Annotated in this window: 21 protein-coding genes; 8 read left to right on the top strand and 13 right to left on the bottom strand. The window is 63.1% G+C overall.

Features of this window, described 5'->3' with window-relative positions:
• Positions 1-293 precede the first annotated feature (293 nt).
• The 9 genes from GFU70_RS14835 to pedF all read right to left on the bottom strand — a co-directional run bounded on the left by GFU70_RS14835 (position 294) and on the right by pedF (position 10,249).
• A complete protein-coding gene (locus GFU70_RS14835) occupies positions 294-1,664 on the bottom strand; it encodes a hybrid sensor histidine kinase/response regulator (RefSeq protein ID WP_116642147.1) in 1,371 nt (456 codons plus the stop codon).
• Positions 1,648-2,805 (bottom strand): alcohol dehydrogenase-like regulatory protein ErcA, encoded by a 1,158-nt coding sequence (ercA, locus tag GFU70_RS14840; protein ID WP_116643763.1) that lies wholly within the window; start codon positions 2,803-2,805, stop codon positions 1,648-1,650. Before ercA ends, GFU70_RS14835 begins: the two co-directional genes overlap by 17 nt.
• Positions 2,806-2,937: 132 nt before the next feature.
• Positions 2,938-3,009 carry a pyrroloquinoline quinone precursor peptide PqqA gene (gene pqqA / locus GFU70_RS14845; protein WP_003243383.1) on the bottom strand — a complete coding sequence of 24 codons (72 nt, stop codon included), beginning with the start codon at positions 3,007-3,009 and terminating at the stop codon, positions 2,938-2,940.
• 289 nt (positions 3,010-3,298) lie between these two features.
• Positions 3,299-4,819: an aldehyde dehydrogenase family protein gene (locus GFU70_RS14850; RefSeq protein WP_153388313.1), complete on the bottom strand. Its 1,521-nt coding sequence runs from the start codon at positions 4,817-4,819 to the stop codon at positions 3,299-3,301.
• 284 nt (positions 4,820-5,103) lie between these two features.
• Positions 5,104-6,879, bottom strand: coding sequence for a PQQ-dependent methanol/ethanol family dehydrogenase (locus GFU70_RS14855; protein WP_058546846.1), 1,776 nt, complete (start codon positions 6,877-6,879; stop codon positions 5,104-5,106).
• 313 nt (positions 6,880-7,192) lie between these two features.
• Positions 7,193-8,122: a quinoprotein relay system zinc metallohydrolase 1 gene (locus GFU70_RS14860; RefSeq protein ID WP_153388314.1), complete on the bottom strand. Its 930-nt coding sequence runs from the start codon at positions 8,120-8,122 to the stop codon at positions 7,193-7,195.
• An 18-nt stretch (positions 8,123-8,140) separates the two neighbouring features.
• Positions 8,141-8,896 carry a quinoprotein dehydrogenase-associated SoxYZ-like carrier gene (locus GFU70_RS14865; RefSeq protein ID WP_058546844.1) on the bottom strand — a complete coding sequence of 252 codons (756 nt, stop codon included), beginning with the start codon at positions 8,894-8,896 and terminating at the stop codon, positions 8,141-8,143.
• A 10-nt stretch (positions 8,897-8,906) separates the two neighbouring features.
• Positions 8,907-9,782: a substrate-binding periplasmic protein gene (locus GFU70_RS14870; protein ID WP_153388315.1), complete on the bottom strand. Its 876-nt coding sequence runs from the start codon at positions 9,780-9,782 to the stop codon at positions 8,907-8,909.
• Positions 9,783-9,787: 5 nt separating this feature from the next.
• The gene (gene pedF, locus GFU70_RS14875; RefSeq protein ID WP_064107086.1) at positions 9,788-10,249 is read right to left on the bottom strand and encodes a cytochrome c-550 PedF; all 462 of its coding nucleotides are present in this window, start codon (positions 10,247-10,249) and stop codon (positions 9,788-9,790) included.
• A 254-nt stretch (positions 10,250-10,503) separates the two neighbouring features.
• On the opposite strand from pedF, the gene exaA reads away from it, so the two are divergent.
• Positions 10,504-12,360: a quinoprotein ethanol dehydrogenase gene (exaA, locus tag GFU70_RS14880; protein ID WP_153388316.1), complete on the top strand. Its 1,857-nt coding sequence runs from the start codon at positions 10,504-10,506 to the stop codon at positions 12,358-12,360.
• 135 nt (positions 12,361-12,495) lie between these two features.
• Positions 12,496-13,140 (top strand): pentapeptide repeat-containing protein, encoded by a 645-nt coding sequence (locus GFU70_RS14885; protein WP_058543948.1) that lies wholly within the window; start codon positions 12,496-12,498, stop codon positions 13,138-13,140.
• A gap of 161 nt (positions 13,141-13,301) precedes the next feature.
• On the opposite strand, the gene GFU70_RS14890 is transcribed toward GFU70_RS14885, so the two are convergent.
• Both GFU70_RS14890 and GFU70_RS14895 read right to left on the bottom strand, forming a co-directional pair.
• Complete coding sequence (locus GFU70_RS14890; RefSeq protein ID WP_058543949.1) at positions 13,302-13,940, bottom strand: response regulator transcription factor; 639 nt, start codon at positions 13,938-13,940, stop codon at positions 13,302-13,304.
• Complete coding sequence (locus GFU70_RS14895) at positions 13,940-15,193, bottom strand: histidine kinase (RefSeq protein ID WP_058543950.1); 1,254 nt, start codon at positions 15,191-15,193, stop codon at positions 13,940-13,942. Before GFU70_RS14895 ends, GFU70_RS14890 begins: the two co-directional genes overlap by 1 nt.
• A 410-nt stretch (positions 15,194-15,603) precedes the next feature.
• On the opposite strand from GFU70_RS14895, the gene GFU70_RS14900 reads away from it, so the two are divergent.
• The 6 genes from GFU70_RS14900 to GFU70_RS14925 all read left to right on the top strand — a co-directional run bounded on the left by GFU70_RS14900 (position 15,604) and on the right by GFU70_RS14925 (position 20,836).
• The gene (locus GFU70_RS14900) at positions 15,604-16,770 is read left to right on the top strand and encodes an ABC transporter substrate-binding protein (RefSeq protein ID WP_153388317.1); all 1,167 of its coding nucleotides are present in this window, start codon (positions 15,604-15,606) and stop codon (positions 16,768-16,770) included.
• Between the two features lie 27 nt (positions 16,771-16,797).
• Positions 16,798-17,805, top strand: coding sequence for a YVTN family beta-propeller repeat protein (locus tag GFU70_RS14905; RefSeq protein ID WP_116642142.1), 1,008 nt, complete (start codon positions 16,798-16,800; stop codon positions 17,803-17,805).
• Positions 17,802-18,533 carry an ABC transporter ATP-binding protein gene (locus GFU70_RS14910; RefSeq protein WP_116642141.1) on the top strand — a complete coding sequence of 244 codons (732 nt, stop codon included), beginning with the start codon at positions 17,802-17,804 and terminating at the stop codon, positions 18,531-18,533. The genes GFU70_RS14905 and GFU70_RS14910 overlap by 4 nt, the downstream gene beginning before the upstream one ends.
• The gene (locus GFU70_RS14915; RefSeq protein ID WP_153388318.1) at positions 18,530-19,324 is read left to right on the top strand and encodes an ABC transporter permease; all 795 of its coding nucleotides are present in this window, start codon (positions 18,530-18,532) and stop codon (positions 19,322-19,324) included. The genes GFU70_RS14910 and GFU70_RS14915 overlap by 4 nt, the downstream gene beginning before the upstream one ends.
• A gap of 253 nt (positions 19,325-19,577) precedes the next feature.
• Entirely contained in the window at positions 19,578-20,111 is a 534-nt protein-coding gene (locus GFU70_RS14920) for a PQQ-dependent catabolism-associated CXXCW motif protein (protein WP_153388319.1), read from the top strand.
• A 59-nt stretch (positions 20,112-20,170) separates the two neighbouring features.
• Positions 20,171-20,836, top strand: coding sequence for a response regulator transcription factor (locus GFU70_RS14925; RefSeq protein ID WP_053122521.1), 666 nt, complete (start codon positions 20,171-20,173; stop codon positions 20,834-20,836).
• A gap of 255 nt (positions 20,837-21,091) precedes the next feature.
• On the opposite strand, the gene nahK is transcribed toward GFU70_RS14925, so the two are convergent.
• Positions 21,092-23,701 (bottom strand): hybrid sensor histidine kinase/response regulator NahK/ErcS', encoded by a 2,610-nt coding sequence (gene nahK / locus GFU70_RS14930; RefSeq protein ID WP_153388320.1) that lies wholly within the window; start codon positions 23,699-23,701, stop codon positions 21,092-21,094.
• A complete protein-coding gene (gene nosP / locus GFU70_RS14935) occupies positions 23,631-24,794 on the bottom strand; it encodes a nitric oxide-sensing protein NosP (protein WP_058544876.1) in 1,164 nt (387 codons plus the stop codon). The genes nahK and nosP overlap by 71 nt, the downstream gene beginning before the upstream one ends.
• Positions 24,795-25,025: the final 231 nt, after the last annotated feature.

Consider the following 25,025-nt stretch of genomic DNA (forward strand, 5'->3'; position numbering starts at 1 on the left):
CCGGCAACGCCAGCAGGAGGGGTATCGAGACGGACAGGAGGATGGACCTACAGGGCCGAGCAATACGTCGGCCTCTCGTTTATATCTCTCCGGCGCTGACTTCTTGTAGGTCTTGGCTTCAGCTGGGTGAGGGATGCTGCAAACGTATTCATCGGGCCTGGCATGGCCGTGCCCGATTGTCGCAGCGGGGGGAGTTTACATAAGGAAATAAACAGACCGAAGCGTCTTTTTACACGACGGGCGAAAACGCCGACCAAATGACGGCATTTTGCTGGCTCTCGGGGCCGATTGACCTACCCAAGCATCTGGCTCAACACCGCCCGCAACTTGCCAGGCTTGACCGGCTTGTTGAGCAGTGGCGCATCCAGCTTGCGCAAGGCGCGGCGGCACTGATCGCTGCGGTCGGCGGTGATGATCACCGCCGGGATCGCCTGGTGGAAATGCTCGCGCAGATGCTTGACCACTTCACACCCCACGACCCCGTGATCCAGGTGGAAATCCGCCAGGATCAACTCCGGCGCACGCCCTTGCAGCACATCAAGGGCGCCCGCTTCGTCGGTGGCGGTCAGGACTTCGCAGCCCCACTGCCCCAACAGCGCCGCCATGCTTTGCAAGATGCTCAACTCATTGTCGATCACCAACAAACGCCGCCCTGGCAGTGGGTTGCCGGCGACCGCCTGTGCCGGAACCTGCGACACCGGCAGGGGTTTTTCGCTGGACAGCGGCACCTCGATGCTGAACACCGAGCCCCGTCCCGGCCGAGAACGCACCTGCACCCGATAACCGAGGATGTGGGCGATGCGTTCGACAATCGCCAACCCCAGGCCCACGCCTTTGCGATCCGCCGCCCGACCGACGTCGAGCTGGTTGAATTCCAGGAAAATCGACTCCAGGCAATCGGCCGCAATGCCACGCCCCGTGTCCCAGACCTCAACGCTCAGGTGTCCACCCCGGCGCCGGGCCACCAGGAGAATGCCGCCCTGATCGGTGTAGCGACAGGCATTGCTCAGCAGGTTGCGCAGGATACGGCTGATCAATCGCAGGTCGGTCAGCACGGCTTCGTCGCCAAACCGCACCCGCAGCTCCAACCCTGCGGCGCCGGCCACCGATTGAAACTCTGAAACCAGCGGCCCCAACAACTCATCCAGCCGATACGGCGCCAGGTCGGGCTTGACGGCGGCCTGGTCCAGCCGGGAAATATCCAGCAGGTCGGTGAGCAGGTCTTCGGCCCCCTCGAGTGCCTGGTGGGTCCGTTCGACCAGCACATGCTCGGCGGTAGGCAACTGGCGCTCACGCAACGTGGCGATCAGCAGGCGGGCCGCGTTGAGCGGCTGCAACAGGTCATGGCTCGCGGCGGCCAGGTATTTGTCCTTGCTGCGGTTGGCGGCTTGGGCGGCGTCCCGGGCATCGCGCAACTGTTGCTCGATCAGTTCGCGCTGGACAATCTGCTGCTGCAGGTTGTGGTTGGCCTCCAGTAATGCGTCGGTGCGCTCGGCCACTCGCTGCTCCAGTCGATCATTGAGCTGTTGCAGGTGCTGCCGGGCCTGTTCCAGCTCATCGAGGCGCGCCGCCAGTTCCGGGTAGTGACTCTTGCGCGTCGAGTGATTGCCCAGCCCCAGCAGCCCGGCCAAGGCCTTTTGCTGCTCGTCAGAGGGCTTCGCCATAGACAACCTCGACATCCCGCTGGCTCGACTCCCGAGGATTGGTAAGGATGCACGGGTCGTGCATCGCATGCTGCGACAGGAACGGAATGTCCGAGGTGCTCACGCCATGCAGGCCCAGGGTCTCGTGGAAACCGATGGTGCGCTTGAGGGCAATCAGGTGTTCCACCAGCCGGGTGCGGATCTGCCGGTGGTTGAGCCCCCGACAGTCGATGCCCAGTGTCTCGGCAATCACTTTGAAACGGTCCGGCGCCGAGTTGTAGTTGAACGCCACCACGTGCTCCACCAGTACCGCGTTGCACAAGCCATGGGGCAAATCGAGGAAACCGCCCAGGCTGTGGGACATCGCATGCACGGCACCCAGGATTGCGTTGGAGAACGCCAGCCCGGCCTGCATGCTGCCCAGCATGATTTTTTCCCGCAGGGCGACGTCCGCCGGGTTGGCGATCATCTGCACCAGGTTGCCGTTGATCAGGCGCATCGCTTCCAGCGCATGAGGGTCGGTCAACGGGCCATGGCCGGTGGACACGAATGCCTCGATGGCATGCACCAGGGCGTCGATGCCGGTACAGGCGGACAGGAACGGGTCCATGCTCAGGGTGGTTTCCGGATCGATCAACGATACGTCCGGCACCGCCGCCTTGCTGACAATGGAAAATTTCATCCGCTCTTGCTGGTTGGAAATGATCACGAATTGCGACACGTCAGCCGACGTCCCCGCCGTGGTGGGAATCAGGATCAGCGGCGGGCTGGGTACGTGCAGGGTGTCGACGCCTTCGAACTCGAGGATGTTGCGGCCGTGGGCCACGACAATGCCGATGCCTTTGCCGCAATCCATGGGGCTGCCACCGCCCACCGCGACGATGACATCGCAATGGTTTTCCCGGTAAAGGTCGGCACCGAGCATCACTTCCTCGACCCGAGGATTGGGCGAGACCGCGCTATAGACACAGTATTCGATGCCTTGGGCCTGCAGGCTGGCTTCGACGTCAGCCACCCAACCGGCGGCGATGACCCCGGGATCGGTGACGATCAGCACCTTGCGTGCACCGAAGGTCTTGGCGTAATTGCCGACATTGTGCCGACAACCGGCACCGAACATGATTTCAGGGGAAACGAACTTGCGCAGCGGGCTGAGGCTCATCTTTTCAGGTACGTGGCTCATCGGTAAGCCTGTTGTTATTGTCTTGGGATACCTTGAGCCTAAAGCATCCCACCGTGATTGCAATCAGACCATTGGGTAGCCCGGCCTGAACGCGTCAGGCCGGGCCGGCTCTCATCGGTTAGCGAAGTACATCGTCACTTCAAAGCCAATACGCAGGTCGGTGTACGCGGGTTTAGTCCACATGGGTCTTTCCTCTTCTTGTACCGGGCGATTCCGGCAGGGTCATTAATGCACGCCACGCCTGGGGCTCGAATGCTACTTTCGAAGCGGTGGATGGGGTGCGTTGGTACTACTGGAGAAGCGAGCACCTATGGCGAGGGAAACTTGCTCGCGCCGAGCCGTGTAGGAGCCGTGTAGGAGCTGTCGAGTGCAACGAGGCTGCGATCTTTCCCCAGACACTTGAATCTCAAGCGAAAGATCAAGATCAAGATCAAAAGATCGCAGGCTTCGCCAGCTCCTACAGGGCCCTGGGTTAGAAGAACCCCAACGGATTGATGTCGTAGCTCACCAGCAGGTTCTTGGTCTGCTGGTAGTGGTCGAGCATCATCTTGTGGGTTTCACGCCCCACGCCGGACTTCTTGTAGCCACCGAACGCGGCGTGGGCCGGGTACAGGTGGTAGCAGTTGGTCCACACACGACCGGCCTTGATCGCCCGGCCCATGCGGTAGGCACGGTTGATGTCGCGGGTCCACAGGCCGGCGCCGAGGCCGAACTCGGTGTCGTTGGCGATCGCCAGGGCTTCGGCTTCGTCCTTGAAGGTGGTCACACCCACTACCGGGCCGAAGATCTCTTCCTGGAACACACGCATTTTGTTGTGGCCCTTGAGCAGGGTTGGCTGGATGTAATAGCCGCTCGACAAATCCCCCTCGAGTCGCTCGGCCGCACCGCCGGTGAGCAATTCGGCGCCCTCTTGCCGGGCAATTTCAAGGTACGACAGGATCTTGTCGAATTGCTGCTCGGACGCCTGTGCGCCGACCATGGTCTCGGTGTCCAGCGGGTTGCCACGCTTGATCTTGGCGATCTTTTTCATCACCTCGGCCATGAACGGCGCGTAGATCGACTCCTGCACCAGGGCGCGGGATGGGCAGGTGCAGACTTCACCCTGGTTGAAGAACGCCAGCACCAGGCCTTCGGCGGCTTTCTCGATGAAGGCCGGCTCGGCCTGCATGATGTCTTCGAAGAAGATGTTCGGCGACTTGCCGCCCAGTTCCACGGTAGACGGGATGATGTTCTCGGCGGCGCATTTCATGATGTGCGAGCCCACCGGGGTAGAACCGGTGAAGGCGATCTTGGCGATGCGCTTGCTGGTGGCCAGGGCTTCACCGGCTTCGCGACCGAAACCATGGACGATGTTCAACACCCCAGGCGGCAGCAGGTCGGCAACCAGCTCGATGAAGACCATGATCGACAGCGGCGTCTGTTCGGCCGGCTTGAGCACGATGCAGTTACCGGCAGCCAGGGCCGGGGCGAGTTTCCAGGCGGCCATCAGCAACGGGAAGTTCCACGGGATGATCTGCCCGACCACGCCCAGCGGCTCGTGGAAATGATAGGCCGTGGTCAGCTCGTTGATCTCGGCCGCCCCACCCTCTTGGGCGCGGATGCAGCCAGCGAAATAACGAAAATGGTCGGCCGCAAGCGGCACGTCGGCATTGAGGGTTTCGCGTACGGCCTTGCCGTTGTCCCAGGTTTCGCTGACGGCGAGGATTTCCAGGTTCTGCTCGATGCGGTCGGCAATTTTCAACAGTACCAGGGAACGGTCCTGCACCGAGGTCTTGCCCCAGGCATCGGCCGCGGCGTGGGCGGCATCCAGTGCCTTGTCGATGTCGGCGGCGTTGGAACGCGGGAATTCGGCAATGACTTCGCCATTGACCGGGGACGTGTTGGTGAAGTATTCGCCGTTGACCGGCGCGACGAATTCGCCGCCGATGAAATTGCCATAGCGCGGTTTGAAGGAAACGACGGCGCCTGGGGTTCCGGGTTGTGCATAGATCATGATGGGGCCTCTGCCTGGTCGATGCCTGTCACAGGACAGGCGATAGGCCGATGGTAGAGAGCCCCGCCTGCCGGACGAATGCGTCGTTGGCAGGGGGGCTCTCGTTATTTGGTCGTAGATTTCAAGCACTGGGGCGAGGATATTTGGCGAAACGTCTGTGGGAGCAAGGCTTGCCCGCGATGAAGGCGACGCGGTCTTCCAAGGAACCGAGGCGGCTGCATCGCGAGCAAGCTTTGCTCCCACAGGGCAGTCGCCACAAGGGCAACGCCCGGCTCAATATTTACTCAGCGCTTGGCCACCAAGTCTTTCGGCAACTTGAAGGTCCAGAGCATGCCGCCCTGGTTGAAGTCCTTCACGCGCTTGGCCACCTCGCCGCCCCACAGCGGCACCGCGCCGCCCCAGCCGGAGACCACGGAGACGTATTGCTCGCCGTCCATTTCCCAGGTGATAGGTGAGCCGAGCACGCCGGAGCCCGTCTGGAATTCCCAGACCTTTTCCCCGGTCTTGGCGTTGAACGCCTGCAGGAACCCTTCAGGCGTGCCGGTGAACACCAGGTTGCCCTTGGTGGTCAGGACCCCGCCCCACAGCGGCGCGTAGTTCTTGTGGCGCCAGACTTCCTTGCCGGTCTTGGGGTCGATGGCCCGCAGCACGCCGATGTAATCCTCGTTCAGCGGCTTGATGGTGAAACCGGCCCCGAGGAACGCGGCGCCTTTCTTGTAGGCGATGCCTTCGTTCCAGATGTCCATGCCCCACTCGTTGGACGGTACGTAGAACAACCCGGTGTCCTGGTTGTAGGCCATCGGCATCCAGTTTTTCGCGCCGAGGAAAGCCGGTGCGACGAACACCGAACTGCCCTTGGCTTCGCTGCCCGGCGCGCCCGGACGGCTGGCCTCGTTGTAGATCGGCCGCCCGTCCTTGTCCAGGCCAGTGGCCCAGGTGATCTTGTCGACAAACGGGAAGCCGCGGATGAACTTGCCGTTGGTGCGGTCGAGCACGTAGAAGAAGCCGTTACGGTCCGCGGTCGCCGCCGCCTTGATGTCCTTGCCGCCTTCCTTGTAGTTGAACGAGATCAGTTCATTGACGCCGTCATAGTCCCAGCCGTCGTGAGGCGTGCTCTGGAAGTGCCACTTGATGGTGCCGTCGTCCGGGTTCAGGGCCAGGCGCGACGACGAATAGAGGTTGTCGCCAGGACGCAGGTGGGAGTTCCAGGGGGCCGGGTTGCCGGTCCCGAACAGCAACAGGTTGGTTTCCGGGTCGTAGTAGCCACCCAGCCAAGGCGCGGCGCCGCCGGTTTTCCAGAGGTCGCCCGGCCAGGTCTTGCCGGCCTCGCCGCCGGAAATCCCATTCTCGATGGCTTTACCGTCCTTGTAGACGTAGCCCATGTGGCCTTCGACGGTTGGGCGAGTCCACAGCAGGTCACCGTTCTTCGGGTCGTAGGCACTGATCTGGCCCACCACGCCGAACTCGCCTCCGGCCACACCGGTGATCAGCTTGCCGTTGATGACCAGCGGCGCGGCACTGATGGAATAACCTGCCTTGTGGTCAGCCACCTTCTTGCTCCACACCACTTTGCCGGTGTCCTTGTTCAGGGCCACGAGCTTGGCGTCGAGGGTGCCGAAGAACACCAGGTCGCCATACAACGCCACGCCGCGGTTGATCACGTCGCAGCAAGGACGGATGTCATCGGGCAGGCGCGCATCGTATTGCCACAGCTTCTTGCCGGTGCGCGCATCCACTGCGAATACCCGCGAATAGGAACCGGTGAGGTACATCACCCCGTCCTTGATCATCGGCTGGGCCTGCTGGCCGCGCTGCTTTTCGCCGCCGAAGGAGAACGCCCAGACCGGTCGCAGGTCCTTGACGTTATTGACATTGAGGGTATCGAGCGGGCTGTAGCGCTGGCCCTGGACCCCCAGGCCGTTGGTCACGATCTGTTGCGGGTTTTTCGGGTCCTGAAGAATTTCCTGATCGGTCACGGCTGCAAGGGCCGAACCGGACAGCAGCATGGCACTGAGCAGCAGGCTCACGGCGAAGGGTTGGCGACGTGCGGGATGACTCATGACGGCTACCTCTGCGGTTATTGTTATACCCGGGAATTTTTCCCGGTCTGCCACAGATTCTTGGGCTCGGAGCCGTTGCCAACAATTGCCCGCAGTGTTGAGTTTTCTAGTTCCTTGGTACATACGAGAGACGAGACAGGGCTCATTGTGGCGAGGATATCTATTCCCGCTGGAATAAAGCAGCAAGGAGCTGTGTAGGAGCTGTGTAGGAGCTGTCGAGCGCAGCGAGGCTGCGATCTTTCCCAATACACTTGAATCTCAAGCGAAAGATCAAAAGATCAAAAGCTCGCAGCCTTCGGCAGCTCCTACAGGATCAGTGGGTCTCCACCCGTTTCATCCCCGCCCGCTCGTAACGCGGATAGAGATGACTGACGCTGCGAATCAACTCATAGCGGCTCAGGCTGATCCCGGCGAAGCGCTCGGGGATGGGGCTGCGGATCATCTCGGCCATGTCGTCGCCCCGGGCCGCGCCGTCGCGCATCAGTTGGTCGAGCCAGCCCAGGTAGTCGCGCATCTGCGCAAAGGGCCGGGCGTCGCTCGCGACCGGGCCGTGGCCAGGCACGACCTGCTTCCAGGGCAAGGCCTGCAAGGTGTCCAAGTCCCTGAGCCAGACCTCCAGGCCTGGGCTGTTGGGAGTGGTCAAGGCGCGTTCGTAAAAGACCAGGTCGCCGGCGAACAGGACGCCGGTGGTTTCGTCGAGGATCGCCAGGTCAGCCCCGGTGTGCCCGGCCAGTTGCAACAGACGCAGCGAGTGATCGCCCACCTTCAACGTACCGGGGCTCAGCACCTGGGTCGGCAACATCACCTCGGTGCCGCGCATCCAGTCGCCCACCAGCCGGTACATGTTCTCCGCCAATGCATCGCCCTGTTGCCGCAGCAGGTCGGTGGTGCCCGCCAAGGCGCCAATGGGCACGTCGCTGAAGGCCTGGTTGCCCAATACGTGGTCGGGGTGATGATGGGTCAGCAGGACCTGGATCACCGGTTTATCGGTGGTCGCGGCAATGGCCTGGCGCAACGCCTCGCCGTAGCGCTTCGAGGGCCCGGTGTCGATCACCACCACGCCGGCATCGGTGACGATGAACGCGGTGTTGACGATGTTGCCACCGTTGGACTTGGCAAAATTCTCGGTGCTGCCTTCCAGCAGCCAGGTGCCTTCGGCGATCTGCCGGGGCTTGAGTGAGTAATCGGTGGCGGACCATGCCGGCAGGCAGAGGCCAAGACAGATCAGTAACAGCCAGCGCATGATGCGCTCCTTTTGTGGTCAGGGAATGGCCGCCTCGAACTCGTTGCCACTGTTGTCGCGCAGCACCAGGCGGGTCTGGCCCGAGCCTCGGATGTCGAAGCCCAGGTTGGGGTTTTCGCTGACCGCCGGGAACAGCTCCAGGCGCGCCAGCACCTGGCCGTCGGCGTCCAGCAGTTGCGCCTGGTTGAGGAAAAACTCCGGGATGCCGCTCACCAGGCCGTTATCCATCGGATGAGCCACCTGCAGGCGCAGGCGGCTCGACTCGCCTCGGGGATAGCGGGCCCCCAACACCTCGCCCAGGTGTTCCTCCCAACCCGGCTGGGTGCGCACCACGCTGGGCGCGGTGCAGCCACCACCGGCCGCGTCGATCAGGGTCGAGCCGACGTGCCACAGGCCATCGCGGGTCTGCACGGCGGCGCGCAACGGCGTGGCTTGTTCGATGCGAATGCGGATCGACAGCCAGGGCAGCACTCGCTCCCCCGGTTGGAAGTCGACGATTTTCGGCAACGGGTTCAGTTCGGCCCAGGCCAGCACCCGCACGACGTCACCGGTGAAGGCCCGGGCGTCGATTTCCAGTGGCACCTGGCGTGCGTCTTCGGCAAAGGGGGGCGCCAGCAGCCGCACCCGATCGTCGAACACGAACGGCGCGTCCCCCAGCAATTGCTTGTGATAAAAGGCCCACATCACCGACGGCACCGGGTCCTTTCCTGGTTCGACTGCCATCGCCAGCCACGGCAGGCACCACAACAGCAGGCCATACGCTCGCCAGTTCATCCCTGCGCTCCTATTGGTACATTTCGGGTACTTCGTAGCGCAGGCCATAGCGGGCATACACCGCTTTGAGGCTGCCGTCGCGGATCAAAACTTCCAGTGCCTCTTCCACCGCATAGGCCAACTGACGGTTGCTTTCATGCACCGCCATGCCGATTTCCCAGCGTTGCTTACCCATGTTCGGGTAGGCATTTTCCGCCAGCGCCAGTTGCGGATCGGCGGCCTCGTGCACTTGCCAATCGACTTCCCCACGCATGGCCATGACGGCGTCCACCTCCCCGGCCTGCATGGCCTTGAAGGCCTGGCTGACACCGGGATAGTGGTGAGTCTTGGCACTGAGCATGCCGTTGAACACCGACGTCAGGTAGAACGATGGAACGCTGTCGACTTCGACGCCAATGGGGTGCTGCTGGAACACCGCGACACTGCCCACCGAATCCAAACGTCGCCGGTCATACGCCACCTGCCAGCACTCCTGCTGATAAGGGCCGAACATCACCACCTGGGCGTTTGCCAGTTCGCCGATGTCGTTGCGCCTTTGCGCATAGTCGTGATCGTAGGGCACGCGCATCATCAGGTCGGCCAATTGCCGCTCGTGCAACGGACTGCTGCGCCAGATGTAGTCGCGCAGGTCGTCATCGAGCTTCTCGCCGGGCGGCGCCCACATCAGTTTCAGACGCACGCCCATGGCCTTGGCCAATGCCTGGGCCAGCTCCACGTCCACGCCCCTGGGTTGGCCGTGATCTTCGAAACTGTAGGGCGCGAAGTCCTTGTAGACCGCGACCTTCAACTCACCGGCGGCGATCATCTGGTCGTAGCTGCGCACCTGCGCCTGTACCGCCTGGCCACACAGCAGCAGGCAGCACATTACCCACGCGAACAGGCGCATGGCGATCACTCCTCGACGTGCACGCTGTCGAGATAGGTGCGCACCGCCCACAAGGCTTCCTGGCTCAGGTAGTCGGCCATTTTCGGCATGTAGACCCGGCCGTCGCGCACCGCACCGTGACGTACGCGCTCGACAAACCACTCATCGCCGGCGTCGGCGGCGTCGAGCAGGCGCAAGTCCGGGGCGATCCCGCCCGACTTGGCTTCCAGGCCGTGGCAGGCCGCGCAGTTCTGGTTATAGGCCGATGAGCCGATCTCCAGCGCCCGGTCGTGTTCGGGTGAGGCGCGATAAGGGTTCACCGTGGCCCAGCCGTCACCGTCCAGTGCGACACCGGTGTCCTTGATCGGGGTCAGGCCCTTGGTTTCCACTGCCTGGGGCACTACGTTGCCATGGGCCCATACGGAGCCTGCGCCGGCCAGCCCCATCAGCAGTGCGGTAGCGATGATGGCGTTGCGTTTTGTTGTCATTGTTATGCCCTCTAGATTGCACGCAAGACCTCTGTGAAGAAGCCGTGCCGTCATCTTAGGAATCCCCTGCCGCCAGCCGAATGCTGCTTTAGTGGTCGGGGTCTAGTTCCTTGGTAGCAGGCCATCCGACGCAGGTCGTAAAGACAGGCGGCTCGGGAAGTCTTCCCGGCAAGGGCGGGACTTTTTCCGTATCGGCAAAGTCGTGGTGCGACACACCCTAGTCAGGCCAAAACCTTTCACTGGGAACTGCCACCATGAGAATAAAAACGCTACCCGCCCTTTCCTCCCTGACCGTTGCCTTGCTGCTGGCCGGCAGTCTGTCGTCGAGTCCTTTGGCGAGCGCTGCCGTCACCTGGGAAGACATCGCCAACGACCACCTGACCACCAAGGACGTGCTGCAATACGGCATGGGCACCAACGCCCAACGCTGGAGCCCGCTGGCCCAGGTCAACGACAAGAACGTGTTCAAGCTGAGCCCGGCCTGGTCCTACTCATTCGGCGACGAGAAGCAGCGCGGCCAGGAATCCCAGGCCATCGTCAGCGACGGCGTGGTGTACGTCACCGGCTCGTACTCGCGGGTGTTCGCCCTCGACGCCAAGACCGGCAAGCGCCTGTGGACCTACAACCACCGGCTGCCGGACAACATTCGCCCGTGCTGCGACGTGGTCAACCGCGGCGCGGCCATCTATGGCGACAAGATCTTCTTCGGCACCCTGGACGCCCGCGTCGTCGCCCTGAACAAAAACACCGGCAAAGTGGTGTGGAACAAAAAGTTCGGCGACCACGCCGGCGGCTACACCATGACCGGTGCCCCGGTGCTGATCAAGGACAAGACCAGTGGCAAGGTCCTGCTGATCCATGGCAGTTCCGGCGACGAGTTCGGTGTGGTCGGGCAACTGTTCGCTCGCGATCCGGACACCGGCGAAGAAGTCTGGATGCGCCCGTTCGTCGAAGGCCACATGGGCCGCCTCAACGGCAAGGACAGCACACCGACCGGCGACGTCAAGGCGCCCTCCTGGCCCGACGACAAGACTACTGAAACCGGCAAGGTCGAAGCCTGGAGCCACGGCGGCGGCGCACCTTGGCAGAGCGCCAGTTTCGACGCCGAGACCAACACCATCATCGTTGGCGCGGGCAACCCCGGCCCGTGGAACACTTGGGCGCGCACGTCCAAGGATGGCAACCCACACGACTACGACAGCCTCTACACCTCCGGCCAGGTCGGGGTCGACCCAAGCACTGGCGAAGTGAAATGGTTCTACCAACACACGCCCAACGACGCCTGGGACTTCTCCGGCAACAACGAGCTGGTGCTGTTCGACTACAAGGACAAGGACGGCAAGGTGGTCAAGGCCACCGCCCACGCCGACCGCAACGGTTTCTTCTACGTGGTGGACCGCAACAACGGCAAGCTGCAGAACGCATTCCCCTTTGTCGACAACATCACCTGGGCCAGCCACATCGACCTCAAGACCGGTCGCCCGGTGGAGAACCCCGGCCAGCGGCCGGCCAAGCCATTGCCCGGTGAAACCAAGGGCAAGCCGGTGGAGGTCTCGCCGCCCTTCCTCGGGGGCAAGAACTGGAACCCCATGGCCTACAGCCAGGACACCGGCCTGTTCTACGTCCCCGGCAACCAGTGGAAAGAGGAATACTGGACCGAGCAAGTGAACTACAAGAAGGGCTCGGCCTACCTGGGCATGGGCTTTCGCATCAAGCGCATGTATGACGATCACGTCGGCAGCCTGCGGGCGATGAACCCCACCACCGGCAAGGTGGTCTGGGAGCACAAGGAACCGCTGCCGCTGTGGGCCGGCGTGCTGGCGACCAAGGGCAACCTGGTGTTCACCGGCACCGGCGACGGCTTCTTCAAGGCCTTCGACGCCAAGACCGGCAAGGAGCTGTGGAAATTCCAGACCGGCAGCGGCATCGTCTCCCCGCCCATCACCTGGGAGCAGGACGGCGAACAGTACATCGGCGTGACCGTTGGCTACGGCGGCGCCGTGCCATTGTGGGGCGGCGACATGGCCGAGCTGACCAAGCCCGTGGCCCAGGGTGGGTCGTTCTGGGTGTTCAGGATTCCGAGTTGGGATAAGGCGACGGCGCAGAAATAACCCAGACCTGTACCCCATCCCCTGTGGGAGCGAGCTTGCTCGCGATAGCGCAGTGTCAGTCAACATGAATGCCGGCTGAACCACCGCCATCGCGAGCAAGCTCGCTCCCACATCAGCCTTCCGGGTTCCCTCGCTATGAACTATCTACCCCTTGTATTGCTACTGATTGCCGCGAACGCTAGTGCCGACGACTCTGACACCCCCCTGACAATCAACGGCTGCCTCATCGCCGAGTCCAGCCAATGCCCCGGCGCCAACCTGCGCGGTGCGAAACTGGCGAACCAGGACCTGCGCAAAATGAACCTCAGCGGTGCCGACCTGCGCGACGCCGACCTGCGGCACGCGCGGCTGGACCTGGCCAACCTTGAGAAAGCCCAGCTACAGGGCGCCAACCTGACCCGTGCCAGCCTGCAACAAAGCAACCTGCGCCTGGCGGACTTCAGCGGCGCCACACTCAAGGCGATCCAGGGTTGGGGCCTGTTCGCCCAGGGCGCGCAATTCCAGCGTGCCGACCTGACAGCGGCCTACCTGCAATTCGCCCGCTTGTCCGGCGCCCGCTTGCACGAGGCCAACCTGCAGGCCGCGGACCTGGAGATGGCCTGGCTGAGCAAGGCCGACCTCAAGGGCGCCGACCTGCGCGACGCCAACCTGCAGGAAGCCAAGCTCGGCGAAAGCAACTTGGAACAGGCCAACCTGAGCGGTTCTCGCCAGCATTACGGGAATTTCCAGGATGCGAACATGCAAGGCTGTACGGGGTGCCCGATGTCGTGGGATCAGTGAAGACTTGTGGCTAGGGACCGCAGGGCTGTGTAGGCGCTGGCGAAGCCTGCGATCTTTTGATTTTTCGCTCCAGACTCAATCGACAGCGCAAAGATCGCAGCCTCGCTTCGCTCGACAGCTCCTACGGGTGCCTCCAACCAGGAGCAAGCTCCCTCGCGGTTTCAACCCGCCACCCGCACCACCCCCATGTCGATCCCCAAATGCACCAGCTCGGCATGGGAACTGACCTGCAACTTGCTTTTGAGCAACGTCAGGTGGTTGGACACGGTCTTGGCGCTGATGCACAGCTGTTCGGCGATGGTGCGGGCGGGTGTGCCCTTGGCGAGCATGACGAAAATCTCCAACTCCCGTTGGGTCATGGATTGCAGGCGCGGGTCGGCATCCTGGCGCGAGCGGGTGCAGGCCAGTTGCGTGGCCAGGGATTGTTCGATGTAGGCATGCCCGGCCAGCACCCGGCGTACCGCTTCCATCAGCACCTGGGGTGCCGAATTCTTGGTCAGGTAGCCTGCTGCGCCAGCGTCCAATGCCTGGCGCACCAAGGGCAATTCATCGTGCATGCTGAAGAACAACACTCGCAGTTGGGGCAGGCGCTGGCGTAGCCGCCGGGTGGTTTCCAAGCCACTGATACCGGGCAGGCCGAAGTCCATGATCACCAGGTGGGGCACCTGCTCCTGCACCAGGCTCAACGCCTCTTCACCGGTGGCTGCTTCGCGCACTTGCAAGTCCGGCATCAACACCCGCAACAGGCTGGCATAGCCCTGCCGAACCACCGCATGGTCGTCCACCAACAAAATGTTCATCACGCCTCCAGGGCAATATTCAAGGCCAGCGCCCAACCGGCGCCAGGCTGGCTGATGATGCGCAGCTCACCACCGAGGCTGCGCGCCCGCTCGCACATCGAGTGCAAGCCAACACCGGCACGCGGGGGTTGCGTCGCTCCGCAACCGTTGTCGCGCACCAGCAACCGCAGGCGCCCGGCGCGGTGTTGCAGGCGAATCCGCACCTCTGTGGCGCCGGCATGCCGGGCCACGTTGGTCAGCGCTTCCTGCAACAAGCGATACAGGTGGGTCTTGTCCGCCCCGGACAAGGGCGGCAGCGCTTCGTCGATCCGCAACTGACAGGCGATGCCCTGGTTGGCCTGCCATTGCCCGGCCAACAGCCCGATGGCCTCGCACAGCGGCAGGTGCTGCAACACCACCGGGTACAAGTCATGCACCAGCGACCGGAACCCCCGTTGCAAATGCTCGCAATGCTCCTCGAGTTGGCTGACGGTCTGCTCCAGCGCCGGTGGCTGGTCCATCACCAGCCGCAGCAGGCAGGCGCGGGCACGAATGCCAGCCACGTATTGGCCCAGGTCGTCGTGCAGGGTCTGGGCCAACCGGGTGCGCTCCTGTTCCTGCACGGCCAGCAAGGCCTGGGTAAGCCGGGCGTTATCGGCCTGGGCCTCGGCGAGGGCGGCGGTCATGCGGTTGAAATGCCCCGCCAGATGCTGCGCCTCCGGGACACCTTCCGTGCCCAGGCGCACCTGCAGGTTCCCGGCAGACACCTGACGCAATGCGTGCAACAACTCATCGAGCAGACGCATGCCCCGGCGTACCGCCCAGCGAATGACCAACAGGCTGAGCGACAGCGCCAGGGCGCAGACGTACAACAGTTGCACCAAGGAATCGAAAATCTCGTCGATTTCATCGCGCGGATCGACGGCAATCCAGGCCCGCCGACCGTCAGGCAAGTCCACCACCTGGGCCGCCGGGCCGTCGTCCAATAGACGACGGCCGAGCCAGGCCTTCATCCCGTCTTCATCCGCCGGGAACAGTTCCCCAGGGGCCAGCCAACGGACCCGTACATGACGCAGGCTGCCGGTCAACCGCGGCTGGAGACTGGCCGGATCGCGCTCGGCGGTTTCGCGCAGGTAATGCACCACCGACTCGGCCGATTGCAGCTCTCGCTTCACATCGGCCATGGCCTGGTGCAACAGCAGGACCGCGCAAGCCAGGGTGACCAGCGCGAAAAAGGTGCAAACCCAGAGGTTGATGCGCAAGAGGGCGGACATGGTTAGCGGCCCATTTGCGGAAGGAACTCGCAATCTATGTGCACACCACAGTTCCCTTGTGGGAGCGGGCTTGCTCGCGAAAGCGGTGGGTCAGCTGGCATAGGTATCGACAGTGCTGTCGCCTTCGCGAGCAAGCTCGCTCCCACAGGGGGTTGTGGGTGCTTGATGGTTTTGTGCTTGCCAGACAACCGATCAACCCCGATCAAACTCAAGATCAGCAGAAACGGCAACAGCAGCGCTTTGAGAATCCGCATGGTCCGTCCGCTCCTGTCAATGACGATTGCCTTGCATCCTAAAACCCCCGCATCCAAGCTGAGTTACTACCTTGGTACTGCACCGGCGGTACTTTCTGCATATTTCCCCATGGCCGCAGGCTTCCTATGCTGGCGCTACCTGCAATGGAGGATGTCATGCGCCGGCTCGTCAGTTACGCCTTGGTTTCTCTGCTGGCAGCGGCAACCGCTCACGCGGGCGATGCCACGCCGCTGCAAGTGCGCATCGGCTACCTGGGTTATCGCCCCGACCCAGGCCCGTTGCTGTCCAACGTCATTGCCGAACCGACCGATGCCGGGTTGCGTGGTGCTGAACTGGCGATCGTCGACAGCAACAGCACCGGGCGTTTTCTCAAGCACGACTACCGCCTGGAAAGCGCCAGCGTCGACAATCCCGAAGCGCTGCTCCAAGCCGCCCGAGCCCAACACGACCAGGGCCTGCGGCTGTTCGTGGTCAACGCGCCGTCCGCAAGCCTGCGCCAGCTCAGCGCCGCCCTGCCCGACAGCCTGCTGTTCAACGCCGGCAGCCCCGACGACAGCCTGCGCACCACCGACTGCCTGGGCAACGTGCTGCACAGCCTGCCCGACCGCGCCATGCTCGCCGACGCCCTGGTGCAGTTCAGCGTCGTGCGCAAATGGCAGCGGGCCTTGCTGATTGTCGGCCAGACGCCCGAGGACCAGGCCTATGCCGCCGCATTGCGTCGAGCCATGAAACGCTTCGGCATGAAGATCGTCGCCGAGAAGGCCTGGCAGTTCGACAACGACCAGCGCCGTAGCGCCCAGGCCGACATGCCGCTGTTCACCCAGACTGCCGAGTACGACGTGGTGCTGGTGGCCGATGAGCGCGGCGACTTCGGCGAATACCTGCCCTACCAGACCTGGTACCCCCGCCCGGTGGCCGGCACCCAAGGGCTGACGCCCACCGGTTGGCACAAGACCGTGGAAACCTACGGCGCGGCACAGTTGCAAAAACGCTTCGAAGCCCTGGCCGGACGCTGGATGAACGACCGTGATTTCGCCGCTTGGATCGCCGTGCGCAGCATCGCCAGCGCCGTGAGCAAGTTGCGTCAGGACGACCCACTCGCCATCCGCCAACTGGCCCTCAGCGACCAGTTGCCCCTGGACGGTTTCAAGGGTCGCAAGCTCAGCTACCGGTCCTGGAACGGCCAGTTGCGCCAACCGATTCCCCTGGTCCAACCCCGGGCATTGGTCAGCACCTCGCCCCAGGACGGTTTTCTGCACCCCTCCAATGAAATGGACAGCCTGGGTTACGACCAGCCCGAAGTGAGCTGCCGTTACCCCTGATCGATAACAACAATAAGGAAAACCACCATGCGCCGCTCCCTGATTTACCCGGCCCGGCTCTGCCCGACCTGGCTATGCAAAGCCCTCGCCCTGGGCGCAGCGTTGCTTGCCGCCGGCCCCTGCGCCGCCGCCAGCATCGCCTGGGTCTCCAACGAGAAAGACAACAGCCTGAGCCTGATCGACATGCAGAGCCTGGAAGTCATCGACACCCTGCCGGTGGGCCAGCGCCCCCGGGGCCTGCTGCTGTCCCACGACAATCGCCTGCTGTACATCTGCGCCAGCGACTCGGACCGGGTCCAGGTGATGGACGTCGCCACCCGCAAGATCATCAAGGAACTGCCCTCCGGCAAGGACCCGGAGCAGTTCGCCCTGCACCCCAACGACCGCTGGCTGTATGTCTCCAACGAAGACGATGCCCTGGTCACCGTGATCGACACCCAGACCTCCGAAGTGCTCGGCCAGATCGGCGTGGGTGTCGAGCCCGAAGGCATGGCCGTCAGCCCTGACGGCAAGTGGGCGGTCAACACCAGTGAAACCACGAACATGCTGCACTGGATCGACACCAGCACCCAGACCCTGGCCGATAACACCCTGGTGGACCAGCGGCCACGTTTCGTCGAATTCAATCGCGACGGTACGCAGCTCTGGGCCTCGGCGGAGATCGGCGGGACGTTGACCATCCTCGACGTTGCCACGCGCCAGGTGCTCAAGACGCTGACGTTCCAGATCAAGGGCGTGCACCCGGACAAGGTCCAGCCGGTGGGCGTCAAGCTCAGTGCCGACGGCAAGCTGGCGTTCGTCGCCCTGGGCCCAGCCAACCATGTGGCGGTGATCGACGCCAAGACCTTCGAAGTGCTGGATTACCTGCTGGTCGGTCGGCGCGTCTGGCAACTGGCATTTACCCCGGACCAGAAGCAACTGCTGGCGACCAATGGCGTGAGCGGCGATGTCTCGGTGATCGACGTGGAGAGCCGCAAAGTCCTGAAGTCAGTGAAAGTCGGGCGTTACCCTTGGGGCGTGGTGGTCACGCCATGAACGCCCTGGAGGTCAGCGACCTGAGCTTTGCCTATGGCGCGCGCGAAGCCCTCAAGCAGATGAATTTCTGCCTGCCCGCCGGACACTTCGCCGCGCTGCTGGGGCCCAATGGCGCCGGCAAGTCGACGCTGATCGCCCTGCTCACGCGCCTGTACGAGCTGCAACGCGGCGACATCCGCGTCGCAGGTCATTCCCTGCAAAAATCTCCGCGTCCGGCCTTGCGCCAGTTGGGCGTGGTGTTCCAACAGAGCACCCTGGACCTGGACTTGAGCATTGAACAGAACCTGCGTTATCACCTGGCGCTGCACGGTTTTTCGCGGCGCCAGGGCAGTGCCCGTATCGACGCTGAACTGAGTCGCCAGCAACTGACCGAGCGCCGCCACGAGCGGGTACGCGACCTCAACGGTGGTCATCGGCGCCGGGTGGAAATCGCCCGCGCCCTGCTCCACGAACCGCGCCTGTTGCTGCTCGACGAACCCAGCGTCGGCCTTGATCCGGCCAGTCGCCTCGCCCTGGGCCTGCACATCCGGCAACTGTGCAGCGAGCAAGGCATCAGCGTGCTCTGGACCACTCACCTGCTGGACGAAGTGCAGCCCAGCGACGACCTGTTGATCGTGCACCAGGGCCGCCTGGTCGCCAGCGGGCAGGCCGACGCGGTGAGCCTGGAACACGGCGGCACCCTCGGTTCGGCCTTCACCCGCTTGACCGCCTCGGGAGTCCGGCCATGAATGCTTACTGGCAATGTTTCAGCGGCATCGTAACGCGCGAATGGCTGCGTTTCGTGCTGCAACGCACCCGGCTGCTCAGCGCCCTGGTACGGCCCCTGCTGTGGCTGCTGGTGTTCGCCGCCGGCTTTCGCGCGGCACTGGGCATCGCCATCATCGCGCCCTACGACACCTACATCCCCTATGAGGTGTACATCGTGCCCGGGCTGGCCTGCATGATCCTGTTGTTCAACGGCATGCAGGGCTCGCTGTCGATGGTCTACGACCGGGAAATGGGCAGCATGCGCGTGCTGCTCACCAGCCCCCTGCCGCGGGCTTTCCTGCTGGCGAGCAAGTTGTTGGCGACCTCGCTGATCTCGCTGTTGCAGGTCTATGCCTTTCTCGCCATCGCCTGGCTGTACGGCATCCAGCCACCGACCATGGGCCTGCTACTGGCCCTCCCGGCCCTGTTGCTTGTGGCCCTGATGCTCAGCGCCCTGGGCTTGCTGCTGTCCAATGCCATCCGGCAACTGGAGAACTTCGCCGGGGTGATGAATTTCGTGATATTCCCGATGTTCTTCCTGTCTTCAGCGCTGTACCCACTGTGGAAAATGCAGGAAGCCAGTCCTTGGCTGTACTGGCTTTGCGCGGTCAGCCCGTTTACCCATGGCGTGGAGTTGGTGCGTTTTGCGCTGTATGAGCAATTCAACCTGCTGGCGATGGCGGTGTGCGCGGGGTTGACCCTGCTGTTCGCACTGTTGGCGGTGTGGACTTTCAATCCGCAGCATGCGGCGTTGCGCAAGGCCGGCAGCTAACGCCTCATTGCACCGAACCCTGTGGGGGCAAAGCTTGCTCGCGATGGCGGCGGCTCATCCAGAATTGATGCTGACTGGCACACCGTTATCGCGAGCAAGCTTTGCTCCCACAGGGTTCGGTGCATGTTCTCCATGTCGCGCCGGTCTTTAGCACTAAAATTACTACTTTAGTACCGGTTTTCCTGTCTATGGTCGCATTCACAAGACCTCGACCCTGGCATGTAATGGGCGCATAACAAAAAGGATAAATCCTATGCCCCGTTTGCTGGCGATCCTCCTGCTGGGCCTGGTGCTGAATGTCGCGCAGGCCGATACCGCGTTGTTTTCAGCGCAGGGCTATCGCATCGCCCAATACCGCAGCCCGACGCCCGCCACCGTCGACGGCGCCCAGACCCTCGACACCCAGGCCCTGCAACGCCTGCTCAGTCAAGCCCAGCCTCCGGTGCTGATCGACGTTTATCGTCGGCCGTGGCTCCAAGGGCGCTTCATCGACAACGAACCCCACGCCAACCTTCCCGGCAGCCTGTGGCTGGCCAATACCGGCGACGGCGACCTCGATCCGACCTGGCAGGACTACTTCAGCCAACACCTGCGCACGGCCACCGGCGGGCGGTTGGATTCGCCGTTGGTCTTTTATTGCCGCGCCGATTGCTGGCTGAGCTGGAACGCGGTAAAACGCGCCGCTGCCATGGGCTATAACCATGTGTACTGGTATCGCGATGGCCTCGATGCGTGGGAGGCGGCCAACCTGCCCCTGCAAGCCGCCCGGCCCGAACCCTTTCCCTGATCTTGCAAGAAGTGCGTGCAACTGCCCTGCCCCACACGACAATAACGAGGTGAATGGCCATGTATAAAATCCTGATAGCCGACGATCACCCACTGTTTCGCGAAGCCATCCACAACGTCATCAGTGACGGTTTTCCGGGCAGCGAGGTCATGGAGACCGCCGACCTGGACAGTGCCCTGGCCTTGACTGCCGAGCACGACGACCTGGACCTGATCCTGCTGGACCTGAACATGCCCGGCATGCACGGGCTCAATGGCCTGATCAACCTGCGCAACGAGGCCCCGACCATCCCCGTGGTGATTGTCTCCGCCGAGCAGGACAAGCAAGTGGTGCTGCAGGCCATCACGTATGGTGCGGTGGGTTTCATCACCAAATCCTCGCCACGCTCGCAGATGACCGACGCCATCGAGCAGATCCTCAACGGCAACGTGTACCTGCCGCCCGACATCATTCGCACGCAAAAAAGCCCGATGGGCCGGCGCCTGAACGAAACCCCGGCGTTCCCGCCGGAACTGCTCCAGGCCCTGACCCGCAAGCAATTGCTGGTGCTCGAACGCATGACCAAGGGCGAATCGAACAAACAGATCGCCTACACCCTGGACATCGCCGAAACCACGGTCAAGGCCCACGTCTCGGCGATCCTGCGCAAGCTCAATGTGCACAACCGGGTGCAGGCGATCCTCAGTGCCGGGGATATTGATTTCGGGGCTTATTTGCGGCGTTGACACACATCCCTGTGACAAGGAGCTTGCTCCCGCTGGGCCTGTAGGAGCCGGCGAAGCCTGCGATCTTTTGATCTTTCGCTTGAGATTCAAGTGTCTTTGGAAAGATCGCAGCCTCGTTGCACTCGACAGCTCCTACACAGCTCCTACACAGCTCCTACACAGCTCCAACACAGTTCCTACGCAGTGCCTACACAGCGCCTGCGCAGCGCCTACAGGAACGGCGGGAGCAAGCTCCTTGCCGCAACAGCGTTCGACTTAATGGCTCTGGGTCTGGCCCAACAGATGACTCATCGCAATCTTGAGCTTCATCGGCCGCACCGGTTTGTGCATCAGGGTGTGCCCCTGCTCGCGGATCTGCTGCTTGAGTTCGTTGCTGTAGTTGGCGGTGATCATCATGGCCGGGATCGGTGAGGCCCGGCGGGCGTTGATCCGGGCCACGGCATCGACGCCGTTCTGATCGTGGTCCAGGTGATAATCGGCGATCAGTAAATCGACCTCGGCGTGGTAGTTGTCCACCTGGCGGGCCAGGTCCTGTTCCGACAACGCGGTCACTACCTGGCAACCCCAACCCTCCAGCAAAGTCCGCATGCCGGCACAGATCGCCGCGTCGTTATCCAACACCCAGACCCGAGCCCCACGCAGGCGTTCGAGCATCGGCTCGCTCATGTCCAGGCACGGCAGCGGCTTGGGTGCGGTGGCACTCAGCGGCACGTCGATAGAGAACATCGAGCCCTTGCCCGGCCAGGAGCGCACCTGAATCCGGTGCCCGAGGATCCCTGCAATTTTCTCGACAATCGCCAGGCCCAGGCCCAAGCCTCGGTCCTGGTTCGGGCGCTGCACGTCGCCGCGCTTGAACTCCTGGAATATTTCCTCCAAGCGGTTATCGGCAATGCCGATGCCGCTGTCCCAGACCTGGATCGACACGCACTGACGGTGGCGCCGGCAACCCAGTACCACCCGACCGCTGGGGGTGTAGCGAATGGCGTTGCTCAGCAGATTGCGCAGGATCCGCGCCAGCAATTGCATGTCGCTGCGCACCAGCACCGAACAGCCGACAAAATGCAACTCCAGCCCTTCGCTGCGGGCGATCTGGGCGTATTCGGCAGCCAGGTTGTCGAGCAGCTCACTAAGGCCGAACGGCGCGACATCGGCCTTGATCACCCCGGCGTCCAGCTTGGAGATGTCCACCAGGGTGCCCAACAGGTTCTCGACGTCCTGCAACGAATTGCTGACGTTGCGCACCAGTTGCGCGTTGGCGACCGGCTCGCGGCGCTCGAGCAAGGCGCTGGTGAACAGCCGGGCGGCGTTGAGCGGTTGCAGCAGGTCATGGCTGACCGCCGCGAGAAACTTGGTCTTCGACAGGTTGGCCTGCTCGGCCTCGCGCTTGGCCTCCCGCAGGCGCAGTTCCACCCGGCTGCGCTCGTCGATTTCGCGCAGCAACTGGTCGTTGAGGGTGGTCAGTTCGGCCGTGCGTTCCTGGACCCGCTGTTCCAGGTTCTGGTAGGCCTGGTGCAGCGCTTCAGCGGTGCGCCGGCGTTCGGTGATGTCGCGGATCAGCACGAAAATCCCCACCACTTCGCCGTTGGCCAGGCGGTTGGGTACATAGGAGCGCAGCATGTAGCGCTCCTGGTTGTTGATGTTGGTCTCGGCGAACTCGAACGTCACGCTCTCACCCGCCAGCGCCCGCGCCACGTAGGCTTCCAGGCGCTGGTAATGCTGCTCGCTGTGGGCTTCGCGCAGGCTCTGGCCGAGCATCACGCCACGGGGCCAGCAATACCATTGCTCGTAGACCTTGTTGGTGAATTCGTAGACCAGGTCGGCGTTGAGGTAGGCGATCAGCGCTGGCACATGGTCGGTGATCAGGCGGATCCAACGCTCGCTTTCGCTCAGCGCCTCGGCGTGCTGGTAGCGTTCGGTGATGTCGGTGAAGGTGTTGACGTAGCCACCGGTGGGCAAGGGATGCGTGCGGATCTCCAGGACCCGGCCATCGGACAGGCGTTGCTCGGATTCGTGGATCAACCGACCGTTGCTGTCGCGACTGGCCGGGGTCAGCAGTTGCAACTCACTGTCGGCAATCACTTCGTTGAACGGCCGGTGGGCCGCTACCGGTGCCAGGCCGCTGAGTTCGAGGAAGCGCCGGTTCCACAGCTCCAGCACGCCCTGGGCGTTGACCATCGCCACGCCCTGGGACAGGTTGTCCACCGCCCGCTGCAACAGGTGGGATTTCTGCGCGATGGCTTGCTCGCGGCGCACGGTTTCGCTGAGCTTGACGTCGGTGATGTCGGTAAACAGGATGACCCGCCCGCCCTCCTGGGTCGGCCGCTCACTGACTTGCAGCCAACGCCCGTTCTGCAAGCGATACAGCACGTGCTCGTCGGCCTGGCCCCGGGGTTCTTCGCTGAACAGCCCGTTGGCGGTCATCAAGCGCTTGACCTCGGAAAGGCGCATGCCGGCGATGATGCGCACCCGGCTGTTGGCCCAGAATGCCTTGAAGCGGCTGTTGAACAGGACGATGCGTTGCTGCTCGTCGAACAGCACAAACGCATCGGAGATGCTTTCGATGGCATCGATCAGGTGCCGGTGGGCCGTTTCTGCCCGCAGCCGCGCCTCCATGGCCTGGTTCAGCGCGTCGGTGCGCTCGCGTACCTGCTCGGCCAGCACCACCGAGTGCTGGAACGCCGCATACGGGTCGTTGCCCCGGGTTACGCCGGACTCCACCCGTTCGATCAGCGCCTCGTTGATGCGCCGCAACTTGCGATTCTCATGCTGCAGGGCAGCGAGCTGGGCCTGCAGCTCAGCGATGGCCAGGGACGCGATGTCGGGCAATGGCAACTCCGGTGAACGTCTGGTTGATGTGCATGCCATTGAACTGTTCTCCATAGGTGTTGAACCCCATCACCCGTTGTTCGCGCAAGAACTGGCCGATCTGCTCCAGCCCGCCGCGGTCTTCCAGCTCCAGGCGCCGGAGGAAGCAATCGCAGCCGATGGTCAGCAGCAAGTCGCCGAGGCGCGCCTGCAAACCGTCGAACAGCGTTTGCAGGTTCTGCAGCAAAGGACCGGGGGTCATCGCAGTGAGGACGATGCCGTTCTCCACCGCACAGTAGAAACTCAGGCTCAGGTCCGGGTGCACCTGCTGGATGGCTCGCACGTAGTACTGGTCATTGATGCGCACCGCCAAGGGATGGGCGGCGAAGACCCGGTAGTCGAGGGCGCTCACCGGCACGCCGATGTGCCGGGCGTATTCTTCGGCGGCCGGTTCGGCGTTGAGCTCGTAGACCCGTCGCGAGGCGCTGTCGGCGCCGGTCACCACCAGTTTTTCCTGTCGGGGCAGGATGTGATGGGTGGTGAAGACTTCGAATTCCAGCCAGGTATTGATCAGCACCACCACCGCCGCGCCACTGTGGAACTGGCCTTCGAAGTACACGTGGGTGTGGGTCAGGTAGTTGTCATCGCCGGCCGAGCCGCCGAAATGCGGGATGTCCCCCAGCGCGGCGCTCAAGGCCGCCAGCACCATTTCCTCGCGGCTGGACAGGCCATCGAGCAGGGTCAAGGCGAAACTGTGACCCTTGATCGGTGCCAAGGCGTTACTGCGACAGCCACTCGCCAGGCGCTCGACCATTTGCTGGGCGTCGATCAGGCTGAAGTGCTCCATTTCACCGATCAGCTCGGCGGCAATGGAAAAATGCCGGTGATCGAAACCCACCGCCGTCACGCAGTTGCGACCATAGCCTTGGGTGGTGATTTCACCGGCGCTGGTACAGCCCACCAGGCGAATCCCGCCGAAACTCCGGGACAGCGCCTGGCCCAGGGCCGGCAAATCATATTCGGCGGAACAGAAAAACAGCACGAAGCCCAGATGCGGGTGCAGCAACTGCCGCGCCAACGCCTGGGCCACCTGCTGGACGTCCGTCGCCTGGGACATGGCGCTCACCACACCTTCGCTCTGGGCCTGCTGCATCTTCGCCTCCGACGGGTGCGTGATAGGAGCCCTGAGTGTACGAAGCCGCGTCGAGTCGACGAATGCTACTTGGGTAGCGGGTGGACGCTTCCATGGGATGAGATTGATGCACAACGCAGCGAGGGAACTTGCTCCCACCGGGGTCTGTAGGAGCTGGCGAAGCCTGCGATCTTTTGATCTTTCGCTTGAGACTCAAGTGGCTGGGGAAAGATCGCAGCCTCGTTGCACTCG

This window comes from Pseudomonas brassicacearum, from assembly GCF_009601685.2.
GTDB lineage: Bacteria > Pseudomonadota > Gammaproteobacteria > Pseudomonadales > Pseudomonadaceae > Aquipseudomonas > Aquipseudomonas kilonensis_B.